The organism is Flavobacterium sp. B330r, from assembly GCF_056824325.1.
On sequence record NZ_CP124860.1, the window covers coordinates 2,009,953 to 2,028,205 of the forward strand.

The 18,253-nt window shown below is 33.2% G+C and carries 16 protein-coding genes; 10 read left to right on the forward strand and 6 right to left on the reverse strand.

All coding sequences use genetic code 11. The features are described from left to right. The first annotated feature begins 28 nt into the window (after positions 1 to 28). From QLQ95_RS09160 to hflX, 10 genes are all read left to right on the forward strand, one after another. Entirely contained in the window at positions 29 to 1,249 is a 1,221-nt protein-coding gene (locus QLQ95_RS09160) for an MFS transporter (RefSeq protein ID WP_095929588.1), read from the forward strand. A gap of 216 nt (positions 1,250 to 1,465) precedes the next feature. Next, positions 1,466 to 4,285, forward strand: a complete 2,820-nt coding sequence (locus QLQ95_RS09165; protein WP_482503513.1) for a carboxypeptidase-like regulatory domain-containing protein — start codon at positions 1,466 to 1,468, stop codon at positions 4,283 to 4,285. A gap of 11 nt (positions 4,286 to 4,296) precedes the next feature. Then, entirely contained in the window at positions 4,297 to 5,634 is a 1,338-nt protein-coding gene (locus QLQ95_RS09170) for a DUF5689 domain-containing protein (protein WP_482503514.1), read from the forward strand. Positions 5,635 to 5,826: 192 nt separating this feature from the next. Next, entirely contained in the window at positions 5,827 to 6,255 is a 429-nt protein-coding gene (locus QLQ95_RS09175) for a hypothetical protein (RefSeq protein WP_482503516.1), read from the forward strand. Further along, positions 6,246 to 7,067: a hypothetical protein gene (locus tag QLQ95_RS09180; protein ID WP_482503518.1), complete on the forward strand. Its 822-nt coding sequence runs from the start codon at positions 6,246 to 6,248 to the stop codon at positions 7,065 to 7,067. The genes QLQ95_RS09175 and QLQ95_RS09180 overlap by 10 nt, the downstream gene beginning before the upstream one ends. Positions 7,068 to 7,069: 2 nt before the next feature. Further along, positions 7,070 to 7,564: a DUF4280 domain-containing protein gene (locus QLQ95_RS09185; RefSeq protein WP_482503519.1), complete on the forward strand. Its 495-nt coding sequence runs from the start codon at positions 7,070 to 7,072 to the stop codon at positions 7,562 to 7,564. A gap of 2 nt (positions 7,565 to 7,566) precedes the next feature. After that, complete coding sequence (locus QLQ95_RS09190) at positions 7,567 to 10,335, forward strand: OmpA family protein (protein ID WP_482503520.1); 2,769 nt, start codon at positions 7,567 to 7,569, stop codon at positions 10,333 to 10,335. 4 nt (positions 10,336 to 10,339) lie between these two features. After that, the gene (locus tag QLQ95_RS09195; protein ID WP_482503521.1) at positions 10,340 to 11,359 is read left to right on the forward strand and encodes a hypothetical protein; all 1,020 of its coding nucleotides are present in this window, start codon (positions 10,340 to 10,342) and stop codon (positions 11,357 to 11,359) included. A gap of 179 nt (positions 11,360 to 11,538) precedes the next feature. Next, entirely contained in the window at positions 11,539 to 12,396 is an 858-nt protein-coding gene (locus tag QLQ95_RS09200) for a hypothetical protein (RefSeq protein WP_482503522.1), read from the forward strand. A 166-nt stretch (positions 12,397 to 12,562) separates the two neighbouring features. Further along, entirely contained in the window at positions 12,563 to 13,798 is a 1,236-nt protein-coding gene (gene hflX, locus QLQ95_RS09205; RefSeq protein WP_320494522.1) for a GTPase HflX, read from the forward strand. Between the two features lie 157 nt (positions 13,799 to 13,955). Here hflX and QLQ95_RS09210 read toward each other — a convergent pair whose 3' ends face one another. The 6 genes from QLQ95_RS09210 to QLQ95_RS09235 all read right to left on the reverse strand — a co-directional run bounded on the left by QLQ95_RS09210 (position 13,956) and on the right by QLQ95_RS09235 (position 18,069). Continuing rightward, positions 13,956 to 14,906, reverse strand: a complete 951-nt coding sequence (locus QLQ95_RS09210; RefSeq protein ID WP_482503524.1) for a DUF3078 domain-containing protein — start codon at positions 14,904 to 14,906, stop codon at positions 13,956 to 13,958. 78 nt (positions 14,907 to 14,984) lie between these two features. Then, positions 14,985 to 15,494: a DUF2480 family protein gene (locus QLQ95_RS09215; protein ID WP_095929598.1), complete on the reverse strand. Its 510-nt coding sequence runs from the start codon at positions 15,492 to 15,494 to the stop codon at positions 14,985 to 14,987. Positions 15,495 to 15,576: 82 nt separating this feature from the next. After that, on the reverse strand, positions 15,577 to 15,900 hold the full coding sequence (locus QLQ95_RS09220; protein WP_017494560.1) for an SUF system Fe-S cluster assembly protein: 324 nt from the start codon (positions 15,898 to 15,900) through the stop codon (positions 15,577 to 15,579). 89 nt (positions 15,901 to 15,989) lie between these two features. Then, on the reverse strand, positions 15,990 to 16,415 hold the full coding sequence (locus QLQ95_RS09225) for a SufE family protein (RefSeq protein WP_428237478.1): 426 nt from the start codon (positions 16,413 to 16,415) through the stop codon (positions 15,990 to 15,992). A gap of 2 nt (positions 16,416 to 16,417) precedes the next feature. Beyond that, positions 16,418 to 16,843: a hypothetical protein gene (locus tag QLQ95_RS09230; protein WP_482503527.1), complete on the reverse strand. Its 426-nt coding sequence runs from the start codon at positions 16,841 to 16,843 to the stop codon at positions 16,418 to 16,420. A gap of 11 nt (positions 16,844 to 16,854) precedes the next feature. Beyond that, a complete protein-coding gene (locus QLQ95_RS09235) occupies positions 16,855 to 18,069 on the reverse strand; it encodes an aminotransferase class V-fold PLP-dependent enzyme (protein ID WP_482503529.1) in 1,215 nt (404 codons plus the stop codon). Between the last annotated feature and the right edge of the window lie 184 nt (positions 18,070 to 18,253).

Here is an 18,253-nt window from a genome sequence, read left to right on the forward strand (position 1 = left end):
TTTTGATCCTATTCCAATAAAATTCAATATGCTGTTAAACATTAATCCATTATCGCTTTTTCAGACTAAAGCCAAAATCAAGAAAGTATTTAGAGAAGCCAAAGCTTCCTATTTAAATCGGATTCGTTTTGCTGTTGGAATGTTTTATTTCGGAATGGGTTTGAGTTTTGCCACATGGGCTAGTAGAATTCCAGATATCAAAACAGCTTTGCATTTAACAGAAGGAGATTTAGGTTCTATTCTTTTTGCACTTCCGGTTGGACAGCTAATTGTTATGCCTTTTTCAGGAAAAATGGTAACCAAATTCGGCAGCCATCGTATTCTAATTTTCTCTTTAATAATGTATGTTTTGTGCTTAATCAATTTAGGTTTGGCGACAACATCATTACAATTGTCATTAGGATTATTTTTGTTTGGCGTGTTCGGAAATCTTGCCAATATTGCCGTAAACACGCAAGGGGTTTATACTGAAGTTTTGTTTAAAAAAACAATCATGTCCTCTTTTCACGGAATGTGGAGTTTTGCGGGATTTACAGGTGCATTGGTAGGTTTGGGAATGCTGGCTTTAAATTTAAGTCCGCTGCATCATTTTATTATTGTAGCCGGGATTGTTTTATTAATGGTGGCATTTAACTTTAAATTTTTGGTTAGAGCCAAAGAAAAAAAGAAACCAAAAGAAGAAGGCAAAAAGCTATTTGTAAAACCAGATACCGCTTTACTTTGGTTAGGTGTTATCGGATTCTGCAGTATGGCCAGCGAAGGCGTTATGTTCGACTGGAGCGGCGTTTACTTTAAAGATATTGTAAAAGCACCTGGACCATTGGTGGTTTTAGGCTACACTTCTTTTATGATTATGATGGCTAGCGGAAGATTTCTTGGCGACGGATTAATCAATAAATTTGGACGTGAACGCGTTATGCAGATCAGTGGAGTTATGATTTCAGCTGGACTTTTTACAGCTGTTTTTCTTCCTTATATCATTCCGTGTACCATTGCCTTTATGTTTGTAGGTTTGGGCGTTGCAACGATCGTTCCTACAGTATATAGTATTGCAGGTAAAAACCCAACAGTTCCAGCTGGAGAGGCTTTAACTATTGTTTCGAGTGTAAGTTTCTTAGGTTTCTTAATGGGGCCACCAGTTATTGGACACATTGCACAAAGTTTCGGACTGCAGTTTTCTTTTGCCTTTATCGGAATTTTTGGTGTTCTAATCGCTTTTATGGTTTCTAAAATTAGAACTGAAGCGTAATGAACTCCCTTTGTAAAATTGACTTCTTTTAACTATTCTTTCATTATATTAAAATAAATTTGAAAGAATTTAATTACAATTAAATATTTTGTTTATTTTTGAATTTCAAACTTCAAGCGCTGAAGTTTGAAATTTTTTTTTTTCCAAAAACCAATTTTATCTTTTGAATTAAGGATTGTAATCCTAGAATATTTTCAAAGTTAATAATAGGTTTTAATGGTAAAAAAATACGCAGTCTTCTTTATTTTTTGGTTCTTTAATTTTGCTTTTTCGCAGAAAGAAATTACGGTAACAGGAATTGTTATTGATGCCCGAACACAGAATCCGTTGGAAAGTGTAGTGGTAACGATACAGAACACAGCCGTGATGCAGCTTACGTCAAAAACAGGGAAATTTGAACTTCATATATTTCCCAAAAAAGAACAGCTGCTTTTACTAAGAAGTCAAGGATACAAAGATTTTCTTTTAAAAGTAAAGTCTAATTCTGGGCAAGATATTGATCTTGGAATTTTACAATTAGAAGACACTTATTCAGACGAGGTTCCGGCTGCATTGATTACGCTCTCAGATAATGATTTTTCAGATGATAATAGTTCCTCAGAAATGACATCTGGACTTTTACAATCTTCAAGAGATGCTTTTATGCAGGCATCGGCATTCAATTGGGGACAGGCTAGATTTCGTGTTCGCGGTTTAGATAGCGAAAACGCCATCACGATGCTTAACGGAATGCCAATGAATAAAATTTACGATGGCAGACCACAATGGGGAAATTGGGGCGGTTTAAATAATGTGCTCCGAAATCAGGAATTCTCAGTAGGAACAGCAGCTTCCAATTATACTTTTGGAGGCGTTTTAGGAACACAACAGATTTTTACTCGTGCTTCTTTGTATAGAAAAGGAACATCACTAACATTTTCGGGAAGCAATACCACTTATTTATGGCGGGCAATAGGAACATATGCTTCGGGAATGAATGCTTCTGGTTGGGCTTTTGTAGTTTCGGCTGGAAAACGCTGGGCAGATGAAGGGTATTTTGAAGGAACCAATTTCGATGCCAACTCTTTTTTTCTTAGTGTCGAAAAGAAGCTAAACCATAGGCATTCTTTCAATTTTACAGGATTTTACACGCCAAATTCTCGCGGAAAAAATTCTGCTAACACGGCTGAGGTAACTGATTTAATCGGCGAAAAATACAATTCGTACTGGGGATTTCAGAATGGTAAAAAGAGAAATGCAAGAATAAAAAATGTAGAAGAGCCGCTCTTTATGCTGAATCATTATTTTAAAATTGATGATAAAACCAACCTGAATTCTGCCATTATGTATCAATTTGGAAAAGTTGGAAATAGCAATATCGATTATCAAAATGCTGATAGTCCCGATCCTGTTTATTACAAAAAAATGCCAAGCTATTTTAGTTCGCTTTACGCGAAAGATCAAGGCGAATTTTCGGGTGCGTTTATTCCAGACTATGAAAATGCAGAAAAAAACAAAGTGGCATTTCTGGACCAGTCACAGATAAATTGGGATGAGATGTATTTTGCCAATCAAAAAATAGGGCAAAATGGTTATTTGCCTGCTCAAAGTCATTATGTGCTTTATGAAGACCGAACAGATGATCAGACTTTGGCAGTAAATTCAAATCTGAATACACAGATAACTCCCAATATTTCTTTTGATGGCGGATTTACTTTTAAGAAATTAAAATCGCATAATTTTCAATATTTATTAGATCTTCTTGGTGGCGCTTATTTTGAAGATATTGATCCGTTTTACAAAGGAAGCCTTTCTCAGTCCGATTTGCAGCATCCAAATCGCCAAGTCGAAAAAGGAGATATTTACGGATACAATTATAATTTACTGGCGAATACTTTAGATGTTTTTGCGCAGTTTAAATTTAGCTATAATAAAACAGAATTCTTTTTGGCGCAATCCTATTCCATGTCAGATTACCAAAGAGAAGGGTTATATCAAAACGGATTGTATCCAACAAATTCGCTAGGAAAAAGTGAGAAAGTAAATTTTGAGAATTTCGGCTTCAAAGGAGGTTTCACCTATAAAATTTCAGGAAAACAATTGTTGTTTTTTAATGCTGCACATTTTACCAGAGCGCCTTCGCTTCGAAATACGTTTTCAAATTCACGCTTAAATAATAATGTCGTTGACGGAATCGAAAGTGAAAATATCAGTAGTGCCGAGGCTAATTATGTATACCGTTCTGCAAAACTCAAATTACGTTTAACAGCATATTATTCTTTGATTAAAAATACTTCAAAAACTTCTTATTTCTATGCAGAAGGAATTTTTGACAACGGTTCGGGTTATGATTCAACCAATGCATTTGTAAGTCAGACTTTGACCAATTTGGATAAGAAAAATACTGGAGCAGAATTAAGTTTTGAATATCAGATTTGGCCAACAGTAAAAACAACTTTATCTGCAGCATTCGGGAATTACATCTACAATAGCAATCCGAACGTAATCATTGTAAACGATGCCAATAGAGCGAAAGAAGGAGCGCAAATGTCTTTTGATTTTGGACGCGCTTATTTAAAGAACTACAAACAGCCAGGAACTCCACAACAGGCCTATTCTTTTGGATTAGAATATCGTGATCCAAAGTTCTGGTGGATTGGAGGCAACATCAATTATTTGGCAGAAAGCTATATTGATGTTTCACCAATTTCTCGTACTTCTCAATTTTATATCAATCCAGCCAATGGTTTTCCTTTTCCTGAAGCAACTTCCGAAAGAGGAAATGAATTATTAAAACAAGAAAAGTTTAATCCTGCTACATTACTAAATTTTAGCGGAGGCAAATCTTGGCGAATTCATAAAAAATACGTTGGACTTTTTGCCAGTATAAATAATGTTTTCGATTTAATGTATAAAACTGGTGGTTTTGAACAGGCAAGAAATGCCAATTTTAGAGCACTAAATCAGGACGCATCTAGTGGAACGCCATCTTTTGGACCAAGATATTATTATGGCTATGGCCGAACTTATTTTCTAAATCTTACAATCGGTTTATAAACCTATTCCTTATGAAAAAACTAATTTTATTTTTTGTTATATCGTTGCTGTATGGTTGCAGTAACGAGGTTGAAACACCAGAATTAAAATGTAATCAACCCAATTTTACTGTAAACAAAACGGTAGCAAAAGTATACGAGCTTTCGGGAACGACTGCTAAACAATATTTATATGATGATATCATAGAAGCTTATGTTGTATCGAGTGATGAAGGCGGTAATTTTTTCAAAACGATTTCATTACAGACAAAAGAAACTGAAAATGCGCCTGCTATTGGTTTTAGTGTTCCAGTTGATGCCACCAATACTTACATTGATTATCGAGTGGGAAATAAAGTGTTTGTAAAACTTAAAAATCAATTTACAGATTTGTATTATGGTGGTTTAAGAATTGGAAGTTTGTATGTGAGCAATGCTGGAGACCCGACAATTGGAAGGATTTCTCAAAACGAATATAGAAATGTGTTGAATGCTTCCTGTACAACTATAGACGAAAATCAATTGGTGAAATCACTTTCTGTGGAAGAAGCGTTTTCAGATTCTAAACTAAATACTTTGATTGAATTAAATGATGTTGAATTTACAGAAGCGGCATTAGGACGCCATTATTTTGAAGAATCCAATAATGTAGGAGGTTCAACGAATTGGTATTTGAGGGATAAAACAGGAAATCAGATTATTTTTAGAACAAGCGCTTATGCAAAATTTGCAGATCATTTTGTGCCAGAGGGAAGTGGAAAAGTGAGAGGTATTCTAACAAAATTTGGTTCTGATTATCAATTTATGGTTCGCTATGAAAGTGATATTGTAATGAATGGGAAAAGAAGCACTCCATTTTTTTCTGAAGATTTCCAATCGGTTAAAAACAATATCAATTTTACGCTTCCAGGTTGGAGTAATATTGTTGAAAAAGCAGCAAAATTGTGGAAAAGCATGGTGTATTCTGGAAATGGATATGCAGAATTTAATACCACAAGTACAACTGCAGCTGAGAATATAGCTTGGTTAGTTTCACCAAAAATAAATCTTACAGGATACAAAAATGCTGTTCTCTCGTTTAGAAGTGCACAGCATGATTTGAAAGTAGATTCGCCTCTAAATACTTTAGAGGTTTATGTTTCAACCAATTTTGACGGTGCAAGTGTGACCAAAGCAAAATGGACAAAATTGGAAGCAAAAGTGCCAACGCTTTCAGCGCCTGCTCGAGAATTTATAAGTTCTGGCGGAATCGATCTTTCTGCTTATTCTGGAAACATACATATTGCATTTAAATATATTGGTTCTGGAAAAGACAAAACATTAAATGGCGCTTTTATGGTAGATGACATTAAGATATTTGGAGAGAAGTAAGTGGTATTTTGTGAAAAGGAAATTAAGAGGTTGAATTAGTTTTTTTTTAGCGGGTTTAGGCCGTTAAATCTATAGCATTCTGTTAAGGTCATTAAAAACCGAAAAATATTAAAAGAAGAGATTTTTAAAAACGTACTATTTTTCTTTCTTATTTGATTTAATCCTTATATTTGATTTTCTAAAATATAAAACATGTCTTACATAAAGCCTTTTTCTTATGATGATTTTTTGACGTATAAAATCCAAGATGGAGATACGCCAGAAAGTGTTGCCAAAAACCTAGACATCGATTTATATGCATTAAGAAGCTACCATAATTGTTATTGTGAATCTATTGATGATTGTATTGGACCGACTTTTCCAAGACATTTAAAGTTTCTTATTATTCAATCACAAGAAGAAAAAGAGAAAATAGAAGCACATCGTGAACCTATTCATTTTTCTACTCAGAATTTTAAATTACCATTCTTTCCATCGCACTTAAATAAAAGATATTTGGCGATGTATGATATTGAAAAAGGCTCCGAAAAAAATTCAATTAAGGAAGAGATTAATGTAAAGTGGCTAGCTACAGATAAAAATGACTATTCATTTATAGAGATAGAAAAGCCTTGTTTGTAAATGAAAATTATGAAAAATCGGTTGCTGATGAGTTAGCCGAAATAACGGCGAAAGTATTTTACCCTCTTGAAGTTGTTGTTGATTCGAATGGAAAGTGTATTGATTTATACAATTTGGATAAGATTCTTGAACGTTGGAGTCAAGTCAAAAAAGAAGTATTTAAGGAGTTTGGAGGTAAAGCGGTTGAAGAGCGTTTGAAAGAATTTGAAGTTAAGTTAAAAGATGAAGATCTAATCAAAAAATCATTTCTTAATGATTGGTTTTTAAAGGCATTTTTTAATGGTTTAAATATTGAATACAAACAAACTTTATCGATAAAAAATATTGTTCAATTTCCATTTTCCAAAAAAATTGGAGAGCTAGATTTTGAAGTTGAACAAACTATAATGCCTACTGTAGATCAATATAATTTAGTGAATATAACTCAAAATGGTTTTCTTGTTGATAGCAGAAGTAAAGAAGATTTTGAAAACAACTTGCTTTTCCCATACAATAGTTTAGAAGAAAGTGAATCTAAAAAATTAGAAGGTACGTTTGAGGCTTATTATTTTTTAAATCCCAATAAAAATACAGTAGAAAGTCTTTTTCTTCAATGTGAAATCAAGCTTGATATACCACAAAAAATTACAATTAAAATATCGGATTTTGAAGATGAAGGGAAATTAGTTCTTAATAATAGTAACATACAATTACATATTCCTTTACAAAAGAAAGAATCTAGCTTATTTCGACAATTTTTTTGGTTTATAATTCTTATCGTTATTATGTTGTCTGCACTTGTTTGGGTATTCATAAATCTTAAAAAAATATAAATATGAGTGATAAACATATGGTAGTCCAAAATGCTGTTTGTAAATGTAATTTAAGCGTTGAGCCAAAAACAGATATTCTGAAAGTAAAAACACAATCTAAACATTTTGCTAACGATAAAGAAGGGGAAAACAAATTACTGGCAACAACAAAAGAAATTGGAAAAACTCTGGAAAAAAATACGTTCGGGAAATGTAAAAAACAGCCATCAGGAAATGATTATTTGCCCTGTATGGTTCAAATAACAAAGTGGAGTAATTTTTATGAAAAAATAACCTTAAGTAACGGAGGTAAAATATTATTGGAGAATAGTAAAGCCACCTGTGCGATGGGGATTCCAGATTGTATTGAAATTATCAATCATGGACAAATTGCAGAACCGACCAAACAAAATTTTACAAAAGCAAACCGCGATGTGCAGAATAAAATTAATCCCTTGCTAGATTTAAATGGAATAGAAAAACCAAAGCCTAATTTTAAGGGAATTGAACAAAATTAATCATGGCAAAAGGAATTAAAAAAATTGAATGGACAGGCGAAGGAAGGATTGTTAGTAATCTTTCAATTCCAAATCAAAAAGCGATAATACAGGCAGATCAATTTGTATATTTTAAAATTGCAGATTGGTATGAAGGAACAGCAGTCGAAGAGAAAAAAGGAAATATTCTTTGGCATTTTCAAACTCACACCCCAAGAGAAAGTGTTCTCAAAACAAGTAAAAAGTCTGAGGATAAATATGGTATTAAACTGCCTAAAAAATTATGCGGTCCGTTTGTTTATTATTTGCAGGCAAGCGTTCCAAGTCTTGATTATTCTAGATCGGCTGGTTTAGTTATTGGTGGCTGGTGCGAGCCTAAAATTGTATCTAGTGCATGGGCAACAGAAACAAAAGGAAAAGATGTTAGATTGTCTCATTACTTTTATTACGGACATCCTATTTATCTGCATTTAGAAACAGAAGGTTTAAATGGGTATAACAATTTGATTATTGAAGTACACCGCAGAGTAAAAGGAAATAAAGGAATAGAAGACGATGAATTAATAAAAGTCTATACTCAAGTTCCAGTTGTAAATGGAGAAATCAATATTATTTTAAGTGATACAATAAGTTGGAAAGTAACACATAAAATAGAGATAGAAGAGTTTTATATTAAAGTTAAAAACCCATCAACAAAAGAATATATTAAAGATTATAATAATGATGTTTATCATGCACGTTTTCTGCGCATACAAAATAGAACAGAATTAATTCTGCCAGAAATAGAAACAGGAAATAGTAAGGTAAAAGTACAAGGAGAACAAAAAAAATACGAAAGAAACCCCGGGAGCTGTAAGTTTCAAAAAATTGGAATTACTTATAATGAAGATTATGACGTCATTTTTGATGAAGGAAAATTTATTCGTAGGATAAACCCAAACGACAAATTTGATATACTAGAAAAAATACATTACGATTATGATAAGTGGGAAATTCGTAATGATGCGAAACCGCTTTTAGATAAAGTTGCAATTTATCTAAAAGAACCACCATTATTGCCAGTAGAATTAGGTGCACATACAGATATTAGAGGAACAGACGAATATAATATGGAACTATCCGCTAAAAGAGCAGATTCTGTAGTAAAGTATTTAATCTCAAAAGGAGTTCCCGCCAATTTAATTTCTGCTAAAGGTTATGGCAAAACCAAATTAATTCATGCAGGGGAAAATATCTCTGAAGAATTTCATCAAGAAAACAGAAGAACAACGTTGAAGTTTAAACTTTTTGAAAATGATGCGCAAGCACTTGTACATGATGTAATTGTTCCAAGTTATAAAATGCCTGCTAAACTGCGGATTTCCATTGAAGGATTTAGCAGAAAAGCATGTCATAAAACAAAGGAACATTTAAACAAAATAATTTCCAAAGACAGTTATAAAGAAATAGATTCGCATAACTTAACAGAAGGCAAGCCTAATTACATAGATGTAAAATTACATTCTATAACGCCAAATATTCAGGAATTGATAAATGCTTTTATGTTTGATAAAGGGCAGAACATTTATAGTTATTATCTGAATTCTTGCGCCTATTATTCAATATCAAATCAAAAGAAGCCAACATTTGTAATTAATGCTTATCCTGATGTAAATTGGGTTAGCCATATGCGGTATGATTATCCCAATGCGCCATTTTTTAAGGACTTGCCAGTTGATTTGGTTGCAGGAATCAGGTTTGTTACAAAGCTTAAGGAGAAGTTGCAGGATTTTATCCAGAATATTCCTTTCCTCTCAGGAGAACAGCAGGAAGCGGCAGAACAGGCGTTAGAATCACTTACAGAATTGCCGGATAGTGTAGCGGTAGGTATGCATGCATTACATGATTTCTCAAATCCTACAACACCAACACAGCGAATAGACTATACAGAGGAATACAGATGGATGGCTGAGGTTTATATAGGAATGGTTTGTTTAGCTGTTATACTTGTTGAATTGCTGATTGTATATTTGACAAAAGGAAAAGGCTCATTTGGACGATTGAGAAAATATAGAAAATTGGCAAGGGTATCCAAGAAATTGAATGAGCTGGGTTTTGAATTTATGACTCCAAAAATCTCATGGTCTAAAGGATATTATTTTGAAAAGCAAAAAGACGGTCGCATTGCAAATGTTTCCAGCGAAAGATTTATGGCTTATCCTGTAATTGGAATACAATACCATAAAACTCATTTGCTTAGTGATTTGGCAAAAGATTCTGGAGATAATACAGGAGCAAAAGAACTTTTAGATAATTATGGTTTGAAAGCCACATTAAAACTCGATTTTGAAGGTACTATAAATGCTGACTATACAGCCAAGCTTAATTCGCTGACAGGAAAAATTTCGATATATGATAGAGCCAGCAATATTTTGACAAATTCTGAAGGTTCATTTACTGCCAGTGAAGCCATTGCGGTAAAAGCAGAACTAAAAGTAAGAGGCGTCGTTGAAAAAACAATAACTTGGATACCTTTTACAGTACCACAAAACATAAAAATAGATGTAAACCTCGAAGGAGAATTAGGCGGTTATATTTCGTTTGAACGAAAATATAGCATCGAGAACAGGAAAGCGTATCATCAGGATGTCATAACTTTTACGGGACTTAAGGGGAGTTATGTGTTGAAGGTGAAAGGAAGTAAAAACGATAAAGAGGTTTATGATTCTAATCCCGCAGGAAAAAGCGTCCCCATTATGGTATTTAAGGAACAAAAAATAAAAATGAAAAAAGTAACCACATTTAATTTTTAACCGAATGAAAAAAGTAATCATAGCTCTCGCATTAATAACAACTTTGAGCTCGTGCTCTCAAAAAAAAGAAAATTTAAACGAACAAAATATGGAAATCACTTCAGATAATATAGCATCAGAAACAAGCAAACAAGTAAAACACTATCCCTCAGAGCCTATATATTATGTATATGTGGCTAATTCTTTATGCGTTTACGAACTACTGGTAAATGACTTTCCTGTTCGTCTAAATTATAAGTATGAACAGTTGGCAACACCTATTTATATAAATGAATCTATATTAAAATCAGGCAGACAAAAAATTACCTGTCGTATATATCCTGCACCAAAAGAGTTTAACGGTAAAAATGGGGATACATTTTCGCCTAACACCACATGTGAAATATCCGTTTACCAGCAGGATTTAAAAAGACCTGATGTAGATACTGAAAAACTGGTAGCAGAAGACAAACTGCCTACCCAAGAAGTGCAAGTGGGTGAAACAGAGTTTCAAAAAGTGAAAGAATTTGTAGGAAAAGGGCAGAAATATTATGAGCTTACTATTTATTTTGATGCTACAGTGCCTTATGAAATAGAAGGCTGGAGCAAAGGACAGGACTTACAAAAAATAAATCCTGATACCTTAAAGCAGGCAGTGCTTAAATTCTATAATTCAAGAAAAAGAATAGTTGAAAATAAGGACAAAGATGCTCTTGCAAGACAGATGTTTAGAGGCTTCAAAGATCAATTTATTGCAGAATATAGAGATGAAAAATATGTGAAGGATGCTTGGGACGAGTTTAAAGCGACTTATGATAATTCTACTTATGAATTTCAACCTGTAGAAGACTATAAAATGGAGTTTTTCAGTTACGGGCAAATTGTATGTTTAAGACAGATAAGTAATGACCCACGCCAAAGAGAAAAGTCGGCATTATGGGGAAAATATAAAGATGAAGATGGAAATACTATTGCAGATTTTCATCGTCTTTATCTTTTTGTGCCAGAGGGCAAAGGTTTGGAGGATTTGCAAATGATTCGATAATATAAATTATATGAGTAGCATTAAGATTTTTGGAGAGAAGTAAAAACTAATTTAGAATAATGAAAATAATGTGCTGATTTTTAAAGTATTATTGAAAAGTTTGTAGTTTTTGTATTTCAAAACGTTAAAATCTAATTGAATTTTGTACTTTGGTCATCCCAAATCAATACAAATACCACATGAAAACCTACTTTATTGCCATCTTAATGATGGTGTTTCCTTTCTTGATGCACAGTCAAGACGACGTTAAACTAAAGCAGATTAACATTGTAAGAACAAATTACCAAAACTCTAAAGACGGCGAAATTGTTAATAAAACAATGGTTTTTAAAGAGGGTAAGCTTCAAACCATAACCACTTCAGATGTTGTACAGCATTTTTATTACAACAAAAATGGTTTGCTGGATATGACTGTAAAAGACAAAGTGGGAAGCGATTGGAAAGAAGTAATCAACTATACTTACAACCCTGACAACAACATTACCAAATTTGTAAAAAAATATCAGGAAGGCCCTAATTATATTACAAAAGTGGTTTCGTTTGTATATGAAGGAGCAAGGGTAAAAGTAACTACAAAAAAGAGTACCAACCATCAGAATTTAGTAGACGATATTGAATATCTTGTTGAAAACGGAATTATTGTAAGACGTACTTCACGAGATAGAAATAAGGCTATTATTGGAAAATTAGAATATGTTTATGTAAACGATAATGTGTCAAGACATAAAGGATTGGTAGGAGATAAAATTTCTAAATCATATACTTACGATGATAAAAAGTCGGTTGACCAGTTAATCGTTCAGAGTCTTTTTGGAGATAATTACAAAGTAATTGTTCCAATGGTTTCTTATCATGAAGAAGAATTTGAGTTTGAATCTATTTCTTATAATAACGAAATGAATTTCAGCCCATCATCTACAGCTTTAGTTGCGGTGAGCAGAAAATACAAATACAACAAATTAAATTACCCAATTTCTTGTTCTCAAATAGAAGAAAACGGAATTGTGAAAACGGAAAAAACGTTTATTTACGAATAAAGGTTTTAAACTTAGACCATTCATTTGAAAAGTGGAGCTTTAGTTGAGTTTATCTTGACGGGTTCCATTTTTTTTTGAATTATAATGTCTTAATATAAACGTAAAAACAAAATTGTATAATTGATTGTAGCTGACAAATGATTAAATTTGCACCTTATTCAAGACTATGTTAGAAAAAGAAGTTATAAATTTTGAGAGAACAGTTATCGTTGGTATTGTTACTCAGAATCAAAGTGAAGAAAAACTAAATGAATATTTAGACGAATTGGAGTTTTTAACTTTTACCGCTGGAGGTGAAGTTATTAAACGTTTTTCGCAGAAAATGGAACGCCCTAATCCGAAAACTTTTGTTGGAACAGGGAAAATTGACGACATTAATCTTTTTGTAAAAGAGAACAAAATATCTACTGTAATTTTTGATGATGAATTAACGCCATCTCAGCAAAAAAATATCTCAAGAATAATTGACTGCAAAATCTTAGACAGAACGAACTTGATTCTAGATATTTTTGCACAGAGAGCCGAAACTTCATACGCAAGAACGCAGGTAGAATTGGCGCAATGCCAATATTTGTTGCCAAGACTTTCTGGTTTATGGACACACCTTGAGCGTCAAAAAGGGGGTATCGGTATGCGTGGACCTGGAGAAACGGAGATTGAAACAGACAGACGTATTGTACGTGATAGAATTTCGTTGCTGAAAGATAAAATCAAAACGATTGACAAGCAAATGAGTATTCAGCGAAGCAATCGTGGAGCAATGGTTCGTGTAGCTTTGGTTGGATATACCAATGTTGGAAAATCGACTTTAATGAATGCAATTGGTAAAAGTGATGTTTTTGTTGAGAATAAATTATTTGCAACTTTAGACACAACAGTTAGAAAAGTGGTTATTAAAAACCTTCCTTTTTTGCTTTCTGATACAGTTGGATTTATTAGAAAATTACCAACACAATTGGTTGATTCTTTTAAAAGTACCCTAGATGAGGTTCGTGAAGCCGATTTGTTGCTTCATGTGGTAGATATTTCTCATCCAGATTTTGAGGATCATATCGAGTCTGTAAATAAGACTTTACAAGAGATCAAAAGCAACGATAAACCAACCATTATGGTTTTTAATAAAATCGATGCTTACAAACATTTAACTATCGAAGAAGATGATTTGATTACGGAAAGAACCAGAAAATACTGGACACTTGACGAGTGGAAACAAACTTGGATGAGTAATGTTGGTCAGAATAAAGCTTTATTTATTTCTGCAAGAAATAAAGAGAATTTCGAAGAATTCAGAGAAACAGTTTATGAAGCTGTTCGCCAGATTCATATAACACGTTTTCCTTATAACAATTTCTTATATCCAGATTATAAGGATGCAGTTGAAAAGGATGAAGAAGAGGAATAATTAACCGCAAAGATTATTTAAATTATCTTCAGAAAGTATAAAGTTCGCAAAGCTATATGTAGATTTAGCTTTGCGAACTTTGCATTTTTATAAAAACGTAGCTTATGAAAACCTTGGCGTTTTTTAAGATAAAATATTAGCAGTTTCAATTTTCAGATTAAAATCCAAAATTAACGCCTAAACCAAATACTTGTCTGGTTTGAAGCCCTCTGAAGGCATTGTCATCATATATTGCTTGAAAAGCAAAATTTGCAGATAAGAATTTGTTAATTTTCATAATGATATTCAAAGAATAATTGATATCTACATTTTGAGGATCTTCTAGATAATTAGAATATAAATTAAGTGTGTTTTCTGCCGTTACATTCGTCATAATGGCTAATTTGTAATAAACTGATGCATAAAAACCAAGTTCATAGCGCATGGTTTTGCCTTCATCAACACCAAAATAATCTCCATCTACATAAGGCAGACCAGTAAACCTATCAATGCCGCTTGTATAAGCGTTGTCTACAAAAGTGAATTTTGAAGTCAGTGGGGCGAAGTTAATTTTAAGATTTTCATCTTTAGACCAATAAATACCAGGTCTAGTGGTAAGATATCCTGGCGACATAAACTTCGTCTGTTCAGTTCTGATTTCTTTACCGTTGGCATCCTGCCCATAAATATAACCTGTCGTAAATTGAGTTCTGAAGTTTAAGAAATAAGAGTAATACCATTCACCAAAGGCTCTTTTACCAAGAATGGAGTTAAATTCTAAACGGTCATCCGTTTTTTTTCCGAAATCAGTATTTTTAGTTTGTAATAGACCGTATGACGCTAGTATTTTGTTGTCCCAGGTTACATCTTCTTTTTTGTAATTGAAGTCGTAATTGATTCCGAGTGTTCCCGAAAAGCTGTCTTCACCTCCCGCAATCCAGTTATTGAAGCTGGACTGATTTAATAAAAGAGATACGGTTCCTTTTGCTTTCCAGCCTTCTTTTTCAATTGTATCATTGATTTTTTTTACGGCTTTTTCGGTGTTTTGTGCTAGTTCTTTTTCGGTGTTTTGGGCTTGAACAAAAGTAAGATTTGCTAAAACGAAGAGCAATGATAGAATCTTTCTCATGGTTTTTAGTTTAGAGTGTATTATCAAATATACTAAAAACCAATGGAAAGTTAAGAGATGTTATCCTGTTATTGCAGGTTATTTCTTAGATTCTTTGTATAAAGGCACTGCAGAGCATGCTTCGCCGTACATAATGCTTCTGGCAAATGGCTGAAGATAAGTTGTTGCCAAAATGTAAGCCCTCATAGGAACGGGTTTTCTCGAGCAACCTTTTACAATTACAGGTTTGCCTTTGTATGCAGAGTAATCAATTTTAGTTAGAATTTCTTCGTAAAGACTGGCGTCAAGATCTTCAATTGTTCCGTTAACGACTTTTTTTGCGAAAGGTGCTAAATGAACACTTACCAAAATTAATGCCCAAGCCGGAATTATAGCATCTGTACTGCAGTGTACCGCCACATATTGATCTTGATATTGTGACCAATCGTGGTTTTTAAGGTGTTCTCTAAAGTCTTTTTCTTTCAATAAAAATCCCTCCAAAAGCCATTGCGAAATGTCAATCTGCACACGCATTCCTTTTGGATAATAATCCTCCAAATCAAAAACTTCTAAAGCACTATTGGCAACTTTATTGATAATTTCTTCCATATGAAAAGTTAGTTTCAAGTTTGAGGTTTCACGTTTCAAGTTGTGTAACCTGAAACGTGAAACTTTAAACCTGAAACAAATATTAAAGCATTCCTAATTCTAATTTCGCTTCTTCGCTCATTAAATCTTTGCTCCAAGGCGGATCAAAAGTAATTTCAACGTCAACATCTTTAATGTTTTCGATTGTTTTTACTTTTTCTTCTACTTCTCTTGGTAAACTTTCGGCAACTGGGCAGTTTGGAGAAGTAAGCGTCATAAGGATTTTTACTTCGTAATCTGTATTTACCATTACATCGTAAATTAATCCTAATTCGTAAATATCTACAGGAATCTCAGGATCGTAAATTCCTTTTAAAACTTTTACGATTGATTCTCCTAATTCGTTTGTGTCTATTTCTTGTTCCATTTTGTTATTTGTTTTTTTGCCACGAATTTCACAAATTTCCCGAATTTAAAAATTAGTGATAATTCGTGAAATTCGTGGCAGAAAGAATTTTAATTATTGTTTTTTGCATCAAAAGCCAAAGCGTACATTTTGATGTTTTTTATCATCGAAACCAAACCGTTGGCACGAGTTGCAGATAAATGTTCTTTTAGTCCAATTTCGTCGATAAAATCCGTATCGGCTTCTAGGATATCTTTTGGTTTTTGATTGGAAAAAGCACGAATTAAAATTGCGATTATTCCTTTTGTCAAAATAGCATCGCTATCTGCTGTAAAAACAATTTTATCGTCGTTTTGTTCACCTTGCAGCCAAACTTTTGACTGGCAGCCTTTAATTAAATTATCGTCGGTTTTGTATTCTTCTTTTATTAACGGAAGACTTTTTCCTAGTTCGATGATGTATTCATAACGCTGCATCCAATCATCAAACATTGAAAATTCGTCTATTATTTCGTTTTGTATTTCTTTTATTGTCATAATTATTCTTTAGAAAAATCAACTAATAAATTAACTAGTTTTTCAATTTCTTTTGGAGGAAAACCATTATCGAAACCTGGAGTTTCATACGTTTTTCCGTCTTTTACTATTTTTAAATTTCCTATTGCAGCACCGTCATAAGTGCGTTTATCCGTTGGGGCTTTTAAAGTAGAAAGTCCTTCTAAATTTACTTTTGAAAAAGCATCAACAATTTTATTCCATTTTGCATCATCTATATTGCTGCTAACGGCTTCAGCATTACGTTCCTTAATAAGCGAAACAGTTTTGTCTTTTACCGTTATCACTTTAAAATAACCTCTAGAATGAGCGGAGTATTCAATTTGTGTCGATTTCATATCGGTCTTTTTTTGACTGCAACATCCAGTTGCAATAAAAAGAGTTAAAAGCAATAGTGATAATATTCTCATATGTTTCTTTTTTAGCTTAACATGGTTTGTGCTTTTTTTACAGCATCAACCATTGCGTCAATTTCTTCTTTTGTGTTGTAAAAAGAGAAAGAAGCACGAATTGTTCCTGGAATACAGAAGAAATTCATGATAGGTTGCGCACAATGATGTCCTGTTCTAACGGCAATTCCTAATTTATCTATAATAGAACCAACATCATACGGGTGAATTCCATCAATGTTAAATGAAACTACAGAAGCTTTATTTTTGGTGTTTCCATAAATTCGGATACCTTCAATTTCGTTAAGACGTTTTGTAGCATGTTCTAATAATTCATTTTCATATTCATGAATTTTATCAAAACCAATCTCGTTTAAATAATCAATCGCAGTTCCTAAAACAATTCCGCCAGCAATATTTGGCGTTCCTGCTTCAAATTTATGAGGTAAATCAGCGTAAGTTGTTTTCTCGAAAGTAACTTCTTTGATCATTTCACCACCGCCTTGGTAAGGAGGAAGTTTGTTTAGCCATTCTTCTTTTCCGTAAAGAATTCCTGTTCCCGTTGGTCCGCACATTTTATGACCAGAAAAGGCATAAAAATCACAATCTAATTCTTGAACATTTGGTTTTAAATGCGGAACAGCTTGCGCGCCATCAATTAAAACTGCTGCTCCTACAGAATGTGCTTTGTCAATAATATATTTGATTGGATTGATAACGCCCAATGCATTTGAAATATGATTTACGGTAACAATTTTTGTTTTGTCTGAAAGCAATTTGTCAAATTCCTCAATGATTAATTCTCCATTGTCATTGATTGGGATAACTTTTAAAATTGCTCCAGTTTTCTCGCATAACATTTGCCAAGGCACAATATTACTGTGATGTTCTAATGAAGAAACTACAACTTCATCACCAGGTTTTAAAATGGAAGCAAAACCATTTGAAACCAAATTAATTCCATGTGTTGTTCCCGAAGTAAAAAGAACTTCGTGGGCATGTTTGGCGTTGATATGGTCTTTTACTTTTCCGCGAGCAACCTCGTAAGCATCAGTTGCTAACTGGCTCAAAGTGTGAACGCCACGGTGAATATTGGCGTTGATTTCCTGATAATATTTTACTTCTGCATCAATTACAACTTGTGGTTTTTGCGAAGTAGCTCCGTTGTCGAAATATACTAATGGCTTTCCGTTTACAGTTTGAGAAAGTATTGGGAAATCAGCTCTTATTTTTTGAATATCTAGCATGTCTTATTTAGAAAAAATCTATTTACAAAAGTACTAAAACTAAATTTGTTTATACAGCAATTCTATAATTTCCTTTTATGATGCCATTGATTAAAGGCTTAAATGATGATTTTGTAAAAATCGGTTCGCTTTTATGAATTATCTGAAACAGTTTTCTAATTTGATGCTTAAAATCGTGAACATA

Excerpts from the sequence above, each read along its gene's own strand:
- QLQ95_RS09160 (WP_095929588.1), top strand. The coding sequence starts at position 29 with ATGCTGTTAAACATTAATCCATTATCGCTTTTTCAGACTAAAGCCAAA.
- QLQ95_RS09165 (WP_482503513.1), top strand. The coding sequence starts at position 1,466 with ATGGTAAAAAAATACGCAGTCTTCTTTATTTTTTGGTTCTTTAATTTT.
- QLQ95_RS09170 (WP_482503514.1), top strand. The coding sequence starts at position 4,297 with ATGAAAAAACTAATTTTATTTTTTGTTATATCGTTGCTGTATGGTTGC.
- QLQ95_RS09175 (WP_482503516.1), top strand. The coding sequence starts at position 5,827 with ATGTCTTACATAAAGCCTTTTTCTTATGATGATTTTTTGACGTATAAA.
- QLQ95_RS09185 (WP_482503519.1), top strand. The coding sequence starts at position 7,070 with ATGAGTGATAAACATATGGTAGTCCAAAATGCTGTTTGTAAATGTAAT.
- QLQ95_RS09190 (WP_482503520.1), top strand. The coding sequence starts at position 7,567 with ATGGCAAAAGGAATTAAAAAAATTGAATGGACAGGCGAAGGAAGGATT.
- QLQ95_RS09195 (WP_482503521.1), top strand. The coding sequence starts at position 10,340 with ATGAAAAAAGTAATCATAGCTCTCGCATTAATAACAACTTTGAGCTCG.
- QLQ95_RS09200 (WP_482503522.1), top strand. The coding sequence starts at position 11,539 with ATGAAAACCTACTTTATTGCCATCTTAATGATGGTGTTTCCTTTCTTG.
- hflX (WP_320494522.1), top strand. The coding sequence starts at position 12,563 with ATGTTAGAAAAAGAAGTTATAAATTTTGAGAGAACAGTTATCGTTGGT.
- QLQ95_RS09210 (WP_482503524.1), bottom strand. The coding sequence starts at position 14,906 with ATGAGAAAGATTCTATCATTGCTCTTCGTTTTAGCAAATCTTACTTTT.
- QLQ95_RS09215 (WP_095929598.1), bottom strand. The coding sequence starts at position 15,494 with ATGGAAGAAATTATCAATAAAGTTGCCAATAGTGCTTTAGAAGTTTTT.
- QLQ95_RS09220 (WP_017494560.1), bottom strand. The coding sequence starts at position 15,900 with ATGGAACAAGAAATAGACACAAACGAATTAGGAGAATCAATCGTAAAA.
- QLQ95_RS09225 (WP_428237478.1), bottom strand. The coding sequence starts at position 16,415 with ATGACAATAAAAGAAATACAAAACGAAATAATAGACGAATTTTCAATG.
- QLQ95_RS09230 (WP_482503527.1), bottom strand. The coding sequence starts at position 16,843 with ATGAGAATATTATCACTATTGCTTTTAACTCTTTTTATTGCAACTGGA.
- QLQ95_RS09235 (WP_482503529.1), bottom strand. The coding sequence starts at position 18,069 with ATGCTAGATATTCAAAAAATAAGAGCTGATTTCCCAATACTTTCTCAA.